The 14,167-nt window shown below is 61.9% G+C and carries 10 protein-coding genes; 6 read left to right on the forward strand and 4 right to left on the reverse strand.

From position 1 onward, the window contains the following. Window positions 1-85 precede the first annotated feature (85 nt). Genes murD through murG form a run of 3 tightly spaced genes read left to right on the forward strand, consistent with a single transcriptional unit; the run spans window position 86 to window position 3,662 of the window. Complete coding sequence (gene murD, locus VGU25_12675) at window positions 86-1,438, forward strand: UDP-N-acetylmuramoyl-L-alanine--D-glutamate ligase (GenBank protein ID HEV2578057.1); 1,353 nt, start codon at window positions 86-88, stop codon at window positions 1,436-1,438. Window positions 1,439-1,446: 8 nt separating this feature from the next. Beyond that, window positions 1,447-2,538 (forward strand): putative lipid II flippase FtsW, encoded by a 1,092-nt coding sequence (ftsW, locus tag VGU25_12680; protein HEV2578058.1) that lies wholly within the window; start codon window positions 1,447-1,449, stop codon window positions 2,536-2,538. Further along, a complete protein-coding gene (gene murG / locus VGU25_12685; GenBank protein ID HEV2578059.1) occupies window positions 2,538-3,662 on the forward strand; it encodes an undecaprenyldiphospho-muramoylpentapeptide beta-N-acetylglucosaminyltransferase in 1,125 nt (374 codons plus the stop codon). The genes ftsW and murG overlap by 1 nt, the downstream gene beginning before the upstream one ends. A gap of 82 nt (window positions 3,663-3,744) precedes the next feature. On the opposite strand, the gene VGU25_12690 is transcribed toward murG, so the two are convergent. From VGU25_12690 to VGU25_12705, 4 genes are all read right to left on the reverse strand, one after another. Then, on the reverse strand, window positions 3,745-5,424 hold the full coding sequence (locus tag VGU25_12690) for an aspartyl protease family protein (protein ID HEV2578060.1): 1,680 nt from the start codon (window positions 5,422-5,424) through the stop codon (window positions 3,745-3,747). Window positions 5,425-5,429: 5 nt separating this feature from the next. Beyond that, window positions 5,430-7,514, reverse strand: a complete 2,085-nt coding sequence (locus VGU25_12695) for a DUF3857 domain-containing protein (GenBank protein HEV2578061.1) — start codon at window positions 7,512-7,514, stop codon at window positions 5,430-5,432. Between the two features lie 8 nt (window positions 7,515-7,522). Then, entirely contained in the window at window positions 7,523-9,559 is a 2,037-nt protein-coding gene (locus VGU25_12700; GenBank protein HEV2578062.1) for a DUF3857 and transglutaminase domain-containing protein, read from the reverse strand. Window positions 9,560-9,720: 161 nt separating this feature from the next. Next, window positions 9,721-11,271 carry an FAD-dependent monooxygenase gene (locus tag VGU25_12705; protein HEV2578063.1) on the reverse strand — a complete coding sequence of 517 codons (1,551 nt, stop codon included), beginning with the start codon at window positions 11,269-11,271 and terminating at the stop codon, window positions 9,721-9,723. A gap of 128 nt (window positions 11,272-11,399) precedes the next feature. Between VGU25_12705 and VGU25_12710 the strand changes: the two genes are divergently transcribed. The 3 genes from VGU25_12710 to VGU25_12720 all read left to right on the forward strand — a co-directional run bounded on the left by VGU25_12710 (window position 11,400) and on the right by VGU25_12720 (window position 14,081). Further along, window positions 11,400-12,260: a 3-hydroxybutyryl-CoA dehydrogenase gene (locus tag VGU25_12710; protein ID HEV2578064.1), complete on the forward strand. Its 861-nt coding sequence runs from the start codon at window positions 11,400-11,402 to the stop codon at window positions 12,258-12,260. Between the two features lie 218 nt (window positions 12,261-12,478). Continuing rightward, window positions 12,479-12,955: a MaoC family dehydratase gene (locus tag VGU25_12715; GenBank protein HEV2578065.1), complete on the forward strand. Its 477-nt coding sequence runs from the start codon at window positions 12,479-12,481 to the stop codon at window positions 12,953-12,955. Window positions 12,956-13,151: 196 nt separating this feature from the next. Further along, window positions 13,152-14,081 (forward strand): MBL fold metallo-hydrolase, encoded by a 930-nt coding sequence (locus VGU25_12720; GenBank protein ID HEV2578066.1) that lies wholly within the window; start codon window positions 13,152-13,154, stop codon window positions 14,079-14,081. Window positions 14,082-14,167 lie beyond the last annotated feature (86 nt).

Consider the following 14,167-nt stretch of genomic DNA (forward strand, 5'->3'; position numbering starts at 1 on the left):
CTTCTGGATCATGGCGCTCGTCTTTGCCCTGTTTGCACTCACGACGCTGAAGCTGCGATAAACGAGAGGCAGCTTCAAGAACAATATGGAACTCAAGAACAAGCGTGTACTCGTAGTTGGCCTCGGCAAGAGCGGCATCGCCGCCGCGCGTTTCCTCAAAGCGCGTGGCGCTCAAGTGACCGTAAGCGACATCCGCCCCGCGGGCCTCATCGCAGAACTTCCCGCGCTGCTCGACGCTGGCATCATGGTCGAAACCGGAAGCCATGGCCTGCTGACCTTCCGGCGCCAGCACCTCATCGTCGTCTCACCCGGCGTGCCACTGAACACCCCGGAGCTTTCGACCGTCCGCGCGTTCGGCATTCCCATCATTGGCGAGTTCGAACTCGGAGCGCAATTTCTCCAAGGCCAGGTCGTTGCCATCACCGGCTCAAACGGCAAGACCACCACCACGACACTCATCGGCGAAATTCTCAAAGCCAGCGGCAAGCCAACACTCGTCGGCGGCAACATCGGCCGCCCCGTCGTCGACATGGTCGCTGAAGCAACTACCGAGACCTGGAGCGTGCTTGAGGTCTCGAGCTTCCAGCTGGAGACGATCCAGACCTTCCGCCCAAAGATCGCACTCGTCCTCAACATCACGCCCGACCATCTCGACCGCCACGGCAGCTTCGAGGCCTACGCCGCCGCCAAGACGCGCATCACCGAAAACCAGACCGCCGACGACTTCCTGATCCTCAACGCCGAAGACGAGCCGACAAAACTCGTCGCCGCGAAAACAAAAGCGCAGATCTATTGGTTCAGTCCGCGTCGCCAGGTCAAGCAAGGTGCGTTCGTGCACGGCGAGAGCATCTTCTTCCGCGCGAAAGAAAACGGCGAGGCCGAACCGATCATGCCTGTCAGCGAAATCCCGCTCGCCGGCGCGCACAACGTCGAAAACGTCCTCGCCGCCGTCTGCGCCGCGCGCCTGGCAGGAGTCGATGCGCAGGTGATCCGCGAGGCCGTCGCAGCGTTCCACGCAGTCGAGCATCGTCTGGAGTTCGTGCGCGAGCTGAACGGCGTGCGCTGGTTCAACGACTCGAAGGCGACCAACGTCGACGCAACAGCGAAAGCGATCGAGGCTTTCCCCGGCGGCATTTATCTGATCCTCGGTGGCAAGGACAAGGACTCGGACTATACCACCCTCTCGCCGCTGCTGCGCGCTCGCGTCAAGACGGTTATCACCATTGGTTCGGCGGCGGAAAAGATCGAGTCACATCTCGCCGGCGTCGTGAAGATAGAGAAAGCTGAAACGATGGATCGAGCGGTCGCCTGGGCGCGGCAAGAAGCCAAATCGGGCGATGTGGTTCTGCTCGCGCCGGCGTGCTCCAGCTTCGATCAGTTTGAGAACTACGAGCATCGCGGCCGCGTCTTCAAGCAACTCGTCGGCGCGCTGGAGTAGGGCAGGGAATGGCAAAGCGCGTCGGCGTCGATAAATGGTTGTTTGGCACGGTGCTGTTGCTGGTGCTGTTCGGGCTGGTGTGCGTCTTCTCCGCGTCCGCAGTCATGGCGAAGGCCACGCTCGGCTCGCCCTACGCATTCGTCTCGAAGCAGGCCATCTGGGCCGCGCTGGGCATGGTTGCGCTCTTCGGCCTCATGCGCGTCGACTACCGCAAGTACAACAACCCGCGACTCATCTTCCCAATGATGGCGGTTACAGCGCTGATGCTGCTCGGCGTCTTCGCCTGGGGCAGCATGAACGGCGCTCATCGCTGGCTGCATCTGGGTCCTGCATCACTTCAGCCATCTGAACTCGCGAAGCCTGTCATCGTCTTCTTCCTCGCGTGGTTCCTTCAAACGCGCATCCATGCGATCGACAACGTGAAGGAAACAATCCTTCCCGCAGTGATTCCGCCACTCGTCTACATCCTGCTGATCCTCAAGGAGCCCGACCTCGGTACAGCGATGGTCTGCGCTGCCGTGCTGCTGCTGATGCTGTATCTCGCGGGCCTGCAGATGAAGTGGATCGGCCTGGCACTCGCCGCCGCGGCGCCAGTGCTCTATTACATGCTCTTCCACGTAGCCTTTCGCGCTGCGCGCATGAAGGCCTTCCTGAATCCAGAAGCCGATCCCAAGGGCGCGGGCTTCCACATCATGCAGTCGCTCATCGCCGTCGGCTCCGGCGGTATCTTCGGCCGCGGTCTCACCGAAGGAATCCAGAAACTCTTCTTCCTTCCCGAGCCGCATACAGACTTCATCTTCGCGAACATCTGCGAGGAGCTGGGCCTCATCGGCGCAATCTGCGTCGTGACCGCCTTCTGCATCCTCGGCTATCGCGGTCTCCGCGCCGCGTTCCTGTCCACCGATCCCTTCGCGCGCTTCCTCGCCTTCGGCCTTACCACCGCGATTTTGGTGCAGGCATTTTTCAACATGAGTGTTGTGGTTGCGCTGCTCCCGACCAAAGGCATCACCCTGCCGTTCATCTCGTCCGGCGGAACGAGTGTGTTCGTTACGCTGGCGTGCATGGGCGTGCTGCTGAACGTCACGCGCGAGATTGATTGATGCAGCCAGTCAGCGAGCCAGCCAGCCAGCCAGTCAGCGGTTTGCGAATCGTAATCGCCGGCGGCGGAACTGGCGGCCACGTCATCCCGGCGCTCGCGATCGGCCGTGAACTCCGGGACAAGCATGGCGCTGACGTCCTCTTCATCGGCACGGCGCGCGGACTCGAGACAAAGCTGGTCCCCGAAGCCGGCTTCCGGCTGGAGCTCGTGCGCTCCGGGCAACTGAAGAATGTCAGCCTGAAGACACGTCTCAAGACCTTCGGCGATCTCCCCCTCGGCGTGCTGCACTGCATGCGCCTGCTGAAAGAGTTTCGTCCGCAGGTCGTGATTGGTGTTGGCGGCTATGCCAGCGGGCCCGCGATGATCGCCGCACTCCTGAAGCGGATTCCGACGCTGGCGTATGAACCGAATGCGGTTCCCGGGATGACCAACAAGCTGCTCGGCAAGCGTGTGAGCGCGGCCGCCGTGAACTTCGCGGTGACAGCAAAGTTCTTTCGCAACGCCGAAGTCACAGGCGTCCCGGTGCGCCAGGAGATCTTTCATCTGCCGCCAAGGCCGCTCGGCGCGCCACCGCGGCTGCTCGTAACCGCCGGCAGCCAGGGCGCCGCGGTCTTCAACGACGTGCTGCCGAGGATCATCTCCGGCCTGCTGCGCCAGGTGCCCGGCCTGACAATCGTCCATCAGGCAGGCGCTCGGCATCTTGAGACGACTCGAGCCGCCTTTGCGGCAAGCGGTGCCGACCCGACGCGCTGGAGCGTGGAGGCGTTCCTCACCGACATGCCCGTCCAGTACGCTGCAGCGGACCTCGTTCTCGCTCGCTCCGGGAGCACCGTTGCGGAGCTTTGCGCGGCCGGCAAGCCTTCGCTACTCGTACCCTTCCCCCAGGCCGCTGACGATCATCAGCGCAAGAACGCAGAGGTGCTGGCCACCGCCGGCGCGGCGGTAATGTTGCTGCAGCGCGACGCGACGCCCGAGGCGATGGAACAGATGCTGGTAAACCTGCTCCACGATGCTGAGAAGCGCAAGCGGATGGCAGCGGCGGCCAGGAAGCTCGCACGCCCCGGAGCCCTGCAGCGCATTGCAGACATGGTCCTGCGGTTAGCTGCTACTCGCCCCATCGACTGAAGTCTTTCCGGATAGCGCGCGCCCCGGCGATACAACAGCGTCAATCTTGCCCGACTGTTGCGATCGGAAGCGGCGGCAAACGTCAGTAGCAGTCGGCGAACTTTACGCCTGCTACGCAGCGGGTTAAGCGGCTGGGGTCGTAAGAGAAGTGGACGAGGTTGTCGCGGTAATCAATCGACAGCGTGAACTGGTGCAGAGTGGGAGTGCCGATGAGGCCCGAGATTTCGAAGCCCGCGGACGGGGCCAGCCGGCTGGTGTCGATGGCCACCATGCCCTGAACCGGCGCGACGAAGTGGGAGAAATAGAGCTTCATCGGGCCGGTGGTCCAGGTCTTCTTGACCTCGCCGGAGATGCCCGCAACCCTTGTCCACGAGCCCTTGTCCACCTTGGCGACCTCACTCGCTGCATCAGGCGAGATGAGGTCCATGGATGAACCGGTGTCGAGGAGGAAGAGACGCCACGGACCGTGGGCGTTGAGCCGAACGTTCATGATGAGGTCGTGGCCGGAACGCCAGACGGCGTCCCAGTCCTTCATGGAAGGGTCGCGATAGGCGTCCTGGGGTTCGGCAAAGGCGGCGGCGACGCCCGTGTCGAGCGTGGGTGTTGCGCCGGCGGTCTCGTCCGGGCGTGTCGGCAGCGGGTCGAGCTTAAGTGCGCGGCCCGGAAAATCGAACGTGAGCAGGAAGTGCGAGAAGACATCGCCGCCAATGAGGCCGTCGTCCGCGGCCATGGTCTTCGGTGTGATACCCAGCACCTGGACATAGCAGTCCTGGAATTCAAGGCCGCCGATTTTAATGCTATGCACCTTGGCGATGTAAGAGTCGACGTCACCGTCATCGCCGATGCCATGAATTTTTAAGTTGGCCGAGGGCTCGAGGTGAAGCGCGTTCGCGGCTGACTTGCTCAAGAGCAGGCCGCTCGCTCCCGTGTCAATCTTCAGGCGGCGCTGCTTGCCATCGAAGCCAACGTCGAGCCCCCAGTAGGTGGGAGCTTGCGGTCCGTTCTGCATCGCGCGGAAGGGGATGGAGGTGCTCGTGACGGGAGAGACCAAGTGACAACCGCTGGGGGGTGCCTCGAAGAGGCGCTGTTTTTCACGGGAGAGCCCGTTGATCTGATCGGCCGATAGCCAGGCCGCGTTACTCAGCAGGTCGGTGATTTCAGTGAGCCGCGTTGCAGGCGGCTGCAGGTGAAGCCAGGCGAACTCAATCTGGGCATCAACAGGGTCAAATTTGCGCGCGAGGGTCAGCTCGCGGTTGGCGGAAGCGTAGAGACCGCGCATGCGGTATAGGTTGGCGAGATCGGCATGCGCCTGCGGGTTGCAGTAATCGAGGGTGCGGATGGTTTCGAGCGTGCGCAGGGTGTCGTCCGGGCGGCCCTCGCGCCAGCGGACTTCGGAGATCGCGACGAGCGCCCACGGGTTCTTGGGTTGCGCCGTCGACCACGCGACCGCGTCCTTTTCAGCGTCCGCGATCTTTGACTGGCGTAGCTGAGCGCGGATCAGAGCGGCATGGGTGCGGTCAGCTTCCGGGCCGGATTTACTCTCGCCAGCGTAGAGGGATTCGGCTTTGACGTAGTCGCCCCGAGCCATGGCGATGTCGCCCGCGGTCATGGGCGACGTGCGGACGTTGCAGGTGATCGCGCGCGCAGGCACGCTGCTGAGCAGGCAGAGCGTTGCCCAACAGAGTAGCGATCCCGCGCGAACCGAGATGCTTTCAGCTCGGCTCGCGCATCTGAGGCGGGATGAGGTTCCCGAACGGATCATGTTGGTCAGTTCGCTCCACCCGTGCTCGACGCCGTAGTCGTCGTTCCTGCAGCCGTGGATTTCAGCACCACGCTCTGCTGGTCGTTGGCTTCGAGCTGCGAATAGAACGTGCGCAGCTGAGTGTACTGGTCCGGAAGGATGTAGATTTCGCCGAAAACGTAATCGCGCCGCGTCGTGAAGTTGGTCGGAGCGGATTCGACCATCATGCCGTATCCGGCCAATTGCTTCAGCGCATATTTCGCAATCGACGGCGCCGCCTCAATCGAGAAGTTCGGCGGAAAGTTGATCCGAAGAGCATCGCGTGTTGATGACGGATACTTGAAATCCACGGCAACGTCACGCTTCTCATGCGGGAAGGTGGCCTTGTTGTTGACCTGGAACAGGTCGGCCGGCACAACCAGCCGCTTGCCCGTCCACGACCCGACAGTCCCCTGAACCGTATAGGTAACCTTGAGTGGATTCTCGTAGTCCGCAATGTTCGAGACACTCACGTCCTTCACCTCGAGCGTATGCGGAATCTTCTCTTCGATCGACGTTCGGAGCTCATGCTTCAGGCTCTCGTCGTCGCCGCTCAGCGCAGTATGACGCCAGCCCAGCGCCGTCACTCCCATATAGGTCATGTCGATCGTGCCGTTCACTTCGCCCGTCGCATCCATCTTCAGGTTGGCAACGCGCGTGATGACATTGTTCTTGTAGCCGTCGCCCTGAATCTCCACGAAGGCGGTCTCATTGCCTTTCTGCCGAAGGCCGGTAACAAAGCTATGCTGCCACGCCAGATGGCCATAGCCGCAGTAGCGTTCGCCCGGATCAAAGAACTCGTCCTTGCCGTCGACGTTGACAACAGCGATCACGTCATCGAACTGGTCCAGGCTAAGCCACTGGCTCATCAAGACGTGCTGGGAGCGATCCGGGACGAGCACTGCATCCGCATCCATGCCGGCTGCCCGCGCCATGCCGATGAAAAGTTCAGTCAGCTGCGTGGAATTACCCCGCGCGTGCTTGAACACATCGTCGGCATCCTTGACCTTGCCCAGCCCGTTAGCCTTGTCCTCACGGGCTTCATGTTGGCGGGTGTAGTCAGTGTTTTCGAGCTTCTGCACAGCGGCATAGATAGCGCGCAGCTTCTGGTCCTGCGTCGTCGCGCCCGCAATGATCTGCTGCGTGGCGGACTTCAGATCGGAGTTCGGGTTCGCGAACGAGTTAACCGCCTTGGACCAGTATTTTCCCTCGTTCTTCCAGTACTCTTCGCCGGTGCGAGCCGCAATGTAGTTGAAGTAAACGCGGTAGCTGTAGTTGCCAACCGGTGGCATGTATTCCTCATCCGGTTCCGGAGGAACGTCCTTGATCGTCAGCTCATACGACCTGAAAGGGAGGCCGCTGCTTACGCTGCCGCCAGGCAGGTCGTGCTTCACGATCTCCGCCCCTTTGGGAAGAATCGGGAACCAGCTGATCGTATGGATCAGGTCGCCGTGTGCATCTCCCATGTCTTCAGCGGTCGGATACCAGAGGAAGTGCGCGGACTTGACGTAGAGATCGCCCTGGATCAGCCAGATCGGCGGCTCATAACCGCGGTCGTTGATAAAAGTGCTGTAGCGGTACTCGATGATGCTGCCCACTGTGACATCCGGCAGCGTAAACACCTTCGCCTGGTACTTGAAGCCTTTGCCTTTCTCCATCACCTTCAGGTAAGGCTTGCCGGTGAAGGGAACGACCGTGCCGTCAGGGTGAATGGTGCGGCCCTGAATGGCTTCGAGAGACTTCTGATTGCCGACCGTGTTGTCGTTTTCGCCCTCCGTGGTCGTCACATAGGGCAGCTCCACGTTCGCATATTTCTTGCCGTCTTCGCTGAGGATCTTGATCCGCGCATAGTGCTGGGCCGAGTGCTTGTCGTCCGTTGTGATCTCCTCTTTGTTCAGGATGACCGCGGAGACGCCCGGATAGCCCGGCAGCGACGTCATCGACAGCTCTTCCTGCGTGGGCTGGATGAACTTCTGCGCGAGAGCGGCGGGCGCGAACGCGGTGACGAGAAGAAATGCGGAGACGATGCGGCGCGGCTTACCGGTGATGCGCTGCGGGGCGGTGGTGTTCATGGTGCTCCTTAGGGCAGTGAGGCCGTGGTGCTGGTCGTGCGCTTCAGGACTACGCGACTGTCCTCGTCAGCGGCGATGGTTGCGACGAAGCGCTGCAACTCGGGGTACTTGTCCGGCGGCAGTGAAACCTGGCGGACGGTATAAGTGCGGGTGTAGTGGAGCGTGCGGCCATTCAGAACCGTCGAGCTCTGATACGTGGCGAAGCCCGCGTCTTCCTTGACCGGATCGGGCAGCTCGTCGACCGTATAGCCCTCTGGCAGCTGGATGTCGAAGCTGTCCGTGGCCTGCATCGTCGCGCCAAGATCGATCGCAACGTCCCGCTTCTTGTGATCGACAGGCAGCGTGTAACTGCCGAAGACGCGCGGCCGCACCATCAGCAGCGGGCCAACAGAGCTCGCGAAGTGCTCGGCCGAGAGGTCGAAGCTTGTCGTAAGGTCCTTGTCCAGCGCGGCAAGGTTCTGAATCTTCAGGTCAGTCAGCGAGGCGGCCATCAAGTCTTCGCCGATCAGGCGATCGAAGGCCTTTTGCCGCTTATCGACATCAATCTCCGCGAGATATCCCCGAGGGTCGGCGGCAATATCGCCGAGCCAGCTCTCGGCGGCGCTACCCTTCAGGGAGCCATCAGCAGTGAGCGTGAGCGTGGCGGAGCGGTGGACGGTGTTCAGGTCCGGGCTGAGGACGGGAATCTGAAAGACCTGGCTGTCCGAGCCCTCGATTAGAAGCGCATAACTTCCTTGGAGATTATCCTCGACCTGGCCGAAGGGAGTCTGTTCCCACGTGGGGTCGAAAATGAGATAGCGCTTGCCGTTTCCCGCGGTGATGACACTGTGCATTTTGGGCGAGTTGTAGCCCTTCGGGATCTCGATCGCGCCGATCACGTGATTGCCGGCGGAAATCGATGGGTCGTCGGGATCAACCACGCCGCGGTTTGTATCCACCATTACCAGCGCGCTGTGAATGCCGACGGTGGATAGCATGGCAGAGAGAAGAGTGGATTTGTCCTTGCAGTCGCCGTAGCCGCCGTGAAAAATCGCGCCCGCTGGATGCGGCTGGAAACCGCCGACACCAATCTCAACCGCTACGTAGCGGATATTGCGCTGAACGAAGCTGCCGATGGCCTCGGCCTTGTCATAGAAGTCGGTTTTGCCCGCGCTGAGCTCGGCAGCCTTGGCGGCGATTTCGGGCGTTGCGGTGAGCCGATCGCGTGAGATCGCGGTGTACCACTCGCCGACGCCCCTCCACGTCCCGTCTTCAGGGAAAGCAAGCCCAGGCCCGGAGTAGTGTACCGTCATGCGTCCCGCCAGCGATTCAGTGGAAGGCGACAACGGGATGCGCTCGAGATCGATCGCAGGCACGTTATTCATCTCCCAGCGGTACTTCTGATTCTCAAGGTCGATGGGTTCTATCTTCGGGTGGTGCGCCCATGTGGTCGTGAAGGTGTAGCCGGCAGGAAGGATGAGATTGAAGCTCTCGCTGAGCCGGGGAAGACCGCCCTGAAAGGACCAGTCGGCTTCAGCCAGATAGGGACGCTCGCGCCTTTCATATTCCCAGGCGATGACGCCGCCGGGATCGCGGCCGGGAGGATCGGCGACCTTGGCGCGGCTGTCGTCGTAGAGCTCGAACCCCTCTCCAATCGCTACGTCGTGCAGCTCGTTGTCCTTAACGGCATATTCGTGGCCGGCTGGATCGATGCTCCACGCATGAAACGAGAGCACCTTGGATTCCTTGTCGTACTCAACGGCCGGATAGGTGGACTCGAGCTTGCGTGCTTGCGGGCGAAGGATCTTGACGACCTTGCGGATATGCTCGACAGCTTGCCCCTTTGCGTCGACGGTATATGTCTCCTCATCGAGCAGGATGACGGCGCGAGTGCTTTCAGGAAGCTTCGGAAGCGGCTGCTGGGCCGCAGCCTTCACCCAGTCGGGAACGGAGTTCGAGGCCCAGGCAGACCAGCACGAGAGCGCGACAAAGACTGCCGCAGTGGTCGTGAGACGACCAACACGCGCAAGCCGATCGGCGCATAGAGAATGGCGGGCCCGGTCCATGTCGAGCAGACTCCTGATTTACGCGGCCAGGACATTGCATCAGTCCCCGCCGCGATGGTGAAAAGAGATCGTGGCTGATTTATACGTTCCGCGGTCATGCAATTCAAGAAAAACCTTGCATGAAGTCACACCGAAGTTGCACCGAAACGGGCCGGTGAAATTCATCCAAACGTCAAGCCGTGGCTGTCGAGGAACTCCGCCAGCGTGCGCGCCTTCGCCGCAGGGTCAGCGAGCGCAACATAGCCGTCCGGCCGAATGAGATAGGCGGCGTTCTCGCGCAAACCCTGCTCGGCAAATTGCGCCTGCCACGCAAAGGTGTGCAGCGCCAGCCCGCGCTGCGTGCACAGCCTTCGAATGTCAGGACAAAGAGCGTTCCCGTAGTAGTGCACCTGCCAGTCCAGCGAAGTCAGCGGAGCGAAGTTGTCCGCCTCATCAGACAGCTTCACCCAGGGCAGCCGGTCACCCGCATGCAGTTTCCCCGTGCGTCCCTCGCTCAAGTCGCTCGAGCGATAGTTAATCGCGATCTGCGACACCGTGCGGAACATGAACCGCCGGCTGCGGTTCGCAGAGAACAGCGCCGGAATCAGGTACGGAACAATATGCAGCCGCACCAGCCGCGCCAGATCGCCATTGGACGTCACAGCCGTGAAAGCCTGGTCCGTGGTCGCCACCAGCCGCTGCGCGAACGCAATCCTCTCCGGCTCGAACGTGTCGAGAATCGTTGCCGGCGCGCGCCCCCGCAGCGCCGCAGCCAGCTTCCAGCCCAGGTTCACGGCGTCGCCAATCCCCGTATTCATCCCCTGCCCACCCACCGGTGAGTGAATGTGCGCGGCATCTCCGAGCAGAAATACGCGCCCCTCGCGGAAATGCTCTGCCACCCGGTGATGCACCCGATACGTCGAGAACCAGTTCACCCGCTGCACGTCCGCGTGAATCCAGTTCAGCACCCGCTTCGACACATCGTTCCAGCTCAGCTGCGGCTGCGCATCGGCCTCCTTCTCATTCACCATCTCATCGCGAATCGTCCCCACAAACCGCATCCTTCCATGGCTGTCCAGCGGGAAGATCGCCAGGAAATCCGTGTGATCCAGCGCCACATGCAGCTCGCCATTCCCCACCGCACCGCCGGCCACCACATCCGCGACATAAAACAGATGCGTGTACTCACCGCCCGGAAACCCAATCCGCAGCCCCTGCCGCACCACCGACCGCGCCCCATCGCACCCCGCCAGGAAGCCGGCGCGGCACGTCTGCTCCGTCCCGTCGCGCAGACGCAATCGCGCCACCACCTGATCCGCGTCCTGCACAAAGCTCAGCAGCTCCGTCGACCGCTCGACATTCACGCCAGCCTCCGCCAGATGCCGAATCAGCAGCGGCTCGTGCTCATCCTGCGGAAAGATCAGCGCGTACGGAAACGCACTCAAATCCCGCCCGAAATCCCCAAACGGCGCATGCGCAACCTGCTTGCCCGAAACCCACAGATTGATCGCCGGCACCTGGTGCCCATGCTCCACCAGCTCCTGCGCAAACCCGAGCTGCGCATAAAACTCCAGCGTCCTCGCCTGCACCGCCAGCGCCCGCGAATGCGCCACCGGCTCGCGATTCTTGTCCACGATACGCACGCGAACGCCCCGCCGCGCCAGCCACAGCGCCAGCACCAGGCCCGTGGGTCCGGCCCCGGCAATCAGGACCTCCGCGTCAGGCGTCGTCATCGCTCGCCACTCCGCAAATCAGCTTTGAATCGGGTTCGCTCTGAGCATAACTCCGTTCCGCTTCGCAGGCGTCGTGCGCGGCTGATAAACTCGCTTCTCTTGCCACGAGCGATGAAAGGATTGTCCAAATGGCGGTGAAGGAACGGCTGGGCGTCGTGGGCGCCGGCACCATGGGCAACGGCATCGCCCACGTCATGGCGCGCGCCGGTTGCGAGGTAGTCCTCTGCGACGCGAACCAGGCAGCGCTCGACCGCGGCCTCGCCACCATTCGCACCAATCTCGACCGCGAAGCTGCCCGCGGCAAAGTCGACCCCGCCGAAGTCGAGGCCATCCAGCAGCGCGTCAAGCCCGCGCACGATCTCGCCGCTCTCAAGGACTGCACGCTCGTCGTCGAAGCCGCCACCGAGCGTCTCGAAATCAAGCAATACATCTTCGGCGAGCTCGACGATCTGCTCTCCGACGACGCCATCATCGCCTCCAACACCTCGTCCATCTCCATCACTAAGCTCGCCGCCACCACCACGCGCCCCGGCAACGTCATCGGCATGCACTTCTTCAACCCCGTGCCGGTCATGAGTCTCGTCGAGGTCATCCGCGGCCTCCAGACCACCGACGCCACATTCCAGCGCGTCCACAGTCTTTCCCTCGAGCTCGGCAAGACACCCGTCGAAGTCAACGACGCCGCCGGCTTCGTCTCCAACCGCGTCCTCATGCCCATGCTCAACGAGGCCATGTTCGCCGTCATGGAAGGCGTCGCCACGCCCGAAGCCGTCGACGAGATCTTCCGCCTCGGCATGGCCCATCCCATGGGCCCGCTCACACTCGCCGACTTCATCGGCCTCGACGTCTGCCTCGACATCATGCGCGTCCTCGAGTCCGGCCTCGGCGACCCCAAGTACCGCCCCTGCCCTCTCCTCATCCGCATGGTCGACGCCGGCTGGCTCGGCCGCAAGAGCGGCAAAGGGTTCTACGATTACGCGAAGAACTAGTTATTGGTTAGAGGCAGTCACGAGTAGTTGTTGCTTTTGCATCTGCCGTTGTCTTTCTTTCTGTCATTCCGGGCGCAGCGAGGAACCTGCTTAAACTCACAACTCCGAAACTCACAACTCGAAACTGAACCGACGTCGTCTTTGCTTCTGCCTTATTCACTATTCACTACTCACTATTCACGCCCTTAATTCCTCACTGCCTAATTTCAGGAGACCTCGTGAGCACCAAAGAACTCTACTTCGAAGATCTGCACCCGGGAATGACCTTCAACTCCAGCCGGTCGTACAAAGTGACCGCCGAGGAGATCAAAGAATTCGGCGAGCGCTACGACCCGCAGCCCTTTCACATCGACCAGTCCGCGGGCGAGAGCTCGTTCTTCAAAGGTCTCGCCGCCTCAGGCTGGCTGACCGCCGCCATCGTCATGCGTCTCCGCGTCGAGTCGCTGCACATCGCCGGCGGCATGCTCGGCGCGGGCGTCGAAGAGATGCGCTGGACCGCTCCCGTGCGCCCCGGCGATTCCTTGCGCACCGAGGCCGAGATTCTCACCGTCCGCCACTCGCAATCCCGCCCTCAGTACGGTGTCGTCCGCTCCCGCACCACGGTCTACAACCAGCGCAACGAACTGGTGATGCGCTCCATCGTCACCTTCCTCGCACCGCTGCGCAATCCGGCGAAAACAGAGGGTAGAGGATAGAGGTTAGAGGGTAGAGAGTAGAAAACAGACGCACAACCGCCGTGGCGACCTTCGCGCACTTCTTTGCGAGCGCGTACGCGCTCTGCGTGAAACGCCTTTGCCCTTGTCTACCCTCTACCCTCTACCCCCTGCCTCCCGTCCCCTCCCTGATTCCCACCCGTTTCTGCACAGCCTCCGCCGCTGTATCCTCATACCGATGCGCATGACAGTTCTAGCCTCGGGATCTCGTGGGAACGCCACGGTGGTCGCCGCGGGCAGGACTGCGGTCCTCGTCGACGCCGGGCTGAGTTGCCGCGAACTGCTCAAGCGCATGGCCGCCACCGGCGAAGACCCCGCCGACCTCAAGGCCATCCTGATCACCCACGAACACCTCGACCATGTCGCCGGTCTCTCCGTACTCGCGCGCAAGCTCAGGATCCCCGTCTTCTTCACCGAGGCCACGCACCGCGCCTGGGTCCGCATGCTGACCCCCCAGAAGCGCATGAGCTACAAGGCTTGGCTCGAAAAGATCCAGCGCGAGCGCGAGGCTATGGAGGCCGGGACAGAGACCCCCTGCGAAGAGCCGGAAACCGAAGCGTCCACGCCGGAAGAGGTTCGTCCCAAAATTAACCCCACCGAACTCCCCGCACTCGAATTCTTCGAAGCCGGGCGCAGCTTCCGCATCGGCGAGCTCGAGGTCTGCCCCTTTACCATTCCCCACGATGCCGCCGACCCCTGCGGATTCGTCTTCTATGCTCCCGGCGAGTCGATCCGCATGGCCGTTGCGACCGACCTCGGCTATGTCCCGCCGAATGTAAAACTTGCGCTCAAGAATGTGGATGTCCTTCTGCTCGAGTCCAACCACGACCTCGAGATGCTCAAGGACGGACCCTACCCGTGGAGCGTGAAGCAGCGCGTTCTCAGCCGGGTTGGCCACCTCTCCAACGCCGCAACCGCCGAGTTCCTGATGAGGGACTATGACGGCGGCGCGCATACTATCGTGCTGGGACATCTCAGTGAACAGAACAACTTACCCGAATTGGCCCGGCTGGCGGCGGAGCAGGCTATTGGCGACCGAATGACCCTTTTGGGTAATCGGGTCTTATTGGCCCAACAGGATGTTGCATTGGAGCCAATTCGGTTGTAAAACATGGACTTAAATAAGAGATGGGTCCACCCACACGGCAACGCAAAGACTCTAGCTTGCAGCTTCCCGGTCACCAGCCAGTGAAG

It is taken from the genome of Acidobacteriaceae bacterium, assembly GCA_035944135.1.
Taxonomy (GTDB): domain Bacteria; phylum Acidobacteriota; class Terriglobia; order Terriglobales; family Acidobacteriaceae; genus Granulicella.

Coding starts and splice junctions, on each gene's coding strand:
- VGU25_12710 (HEV2578064.1), top strand. CDS start 11,400: ATGGCGGTGAAGGAACGGCTGGGCGTCGTGGGCGCCGGCACCATGGGC.
- VGU25_12705 (HEV2578063.1), bottom strand. CDS start 11,271: ATGACGACGCCTGACGCGGAGGTCCTGATTGCCGGGGCCGGACCCACG.
- VGU25_12695 (HEV2578061.1), bottom strand. CDS start 7,514: ATGAACACCACCGCCCCGCAGCGCATCACCGGTAAGCCGCGCCGCATC.
- ftsW (HEV2578058.1), top strand. CDS start 1,447: ATGGCAAAGCGCGTCGGCGTCGATAAATGGTTGTTTGGCACGGTGCTG.
- VGU25_12700 (HEV2578062.1), bottom strand. CDS start 9,559: ATGGACCGGGCCCGCCATTCTCTATGCGCCGATCGGCTTGCGCGTGTT.
- murG (HEV2578059.1), top strand. CDS start 2,538: ATGCAGCCAGTCAGCGAGCCAGCCAGCCAGCCAGTCAGCGGTTTGCGA.
- VGU25_12690 (HEV2578060.1), bottom strand. CDS start 5,424: ATGATCCGTTCGGGAACCTCATCCCGCCTCAGATGCGCGAGCCGAGCT.
- murD (HEV2578057.1), top strand. CDS start 86: ATGGAACTCAAGAACAAGCGTGTACTCGTAGTTGGCCTCGGCAAGAGC.
- VGU25_12720 (HEV2578066.1), top strand. CDS start 13,152: ATGCGCATGACAGTTCTAGCCTCGGGATCTCGTGGGAACGCCACGGTG.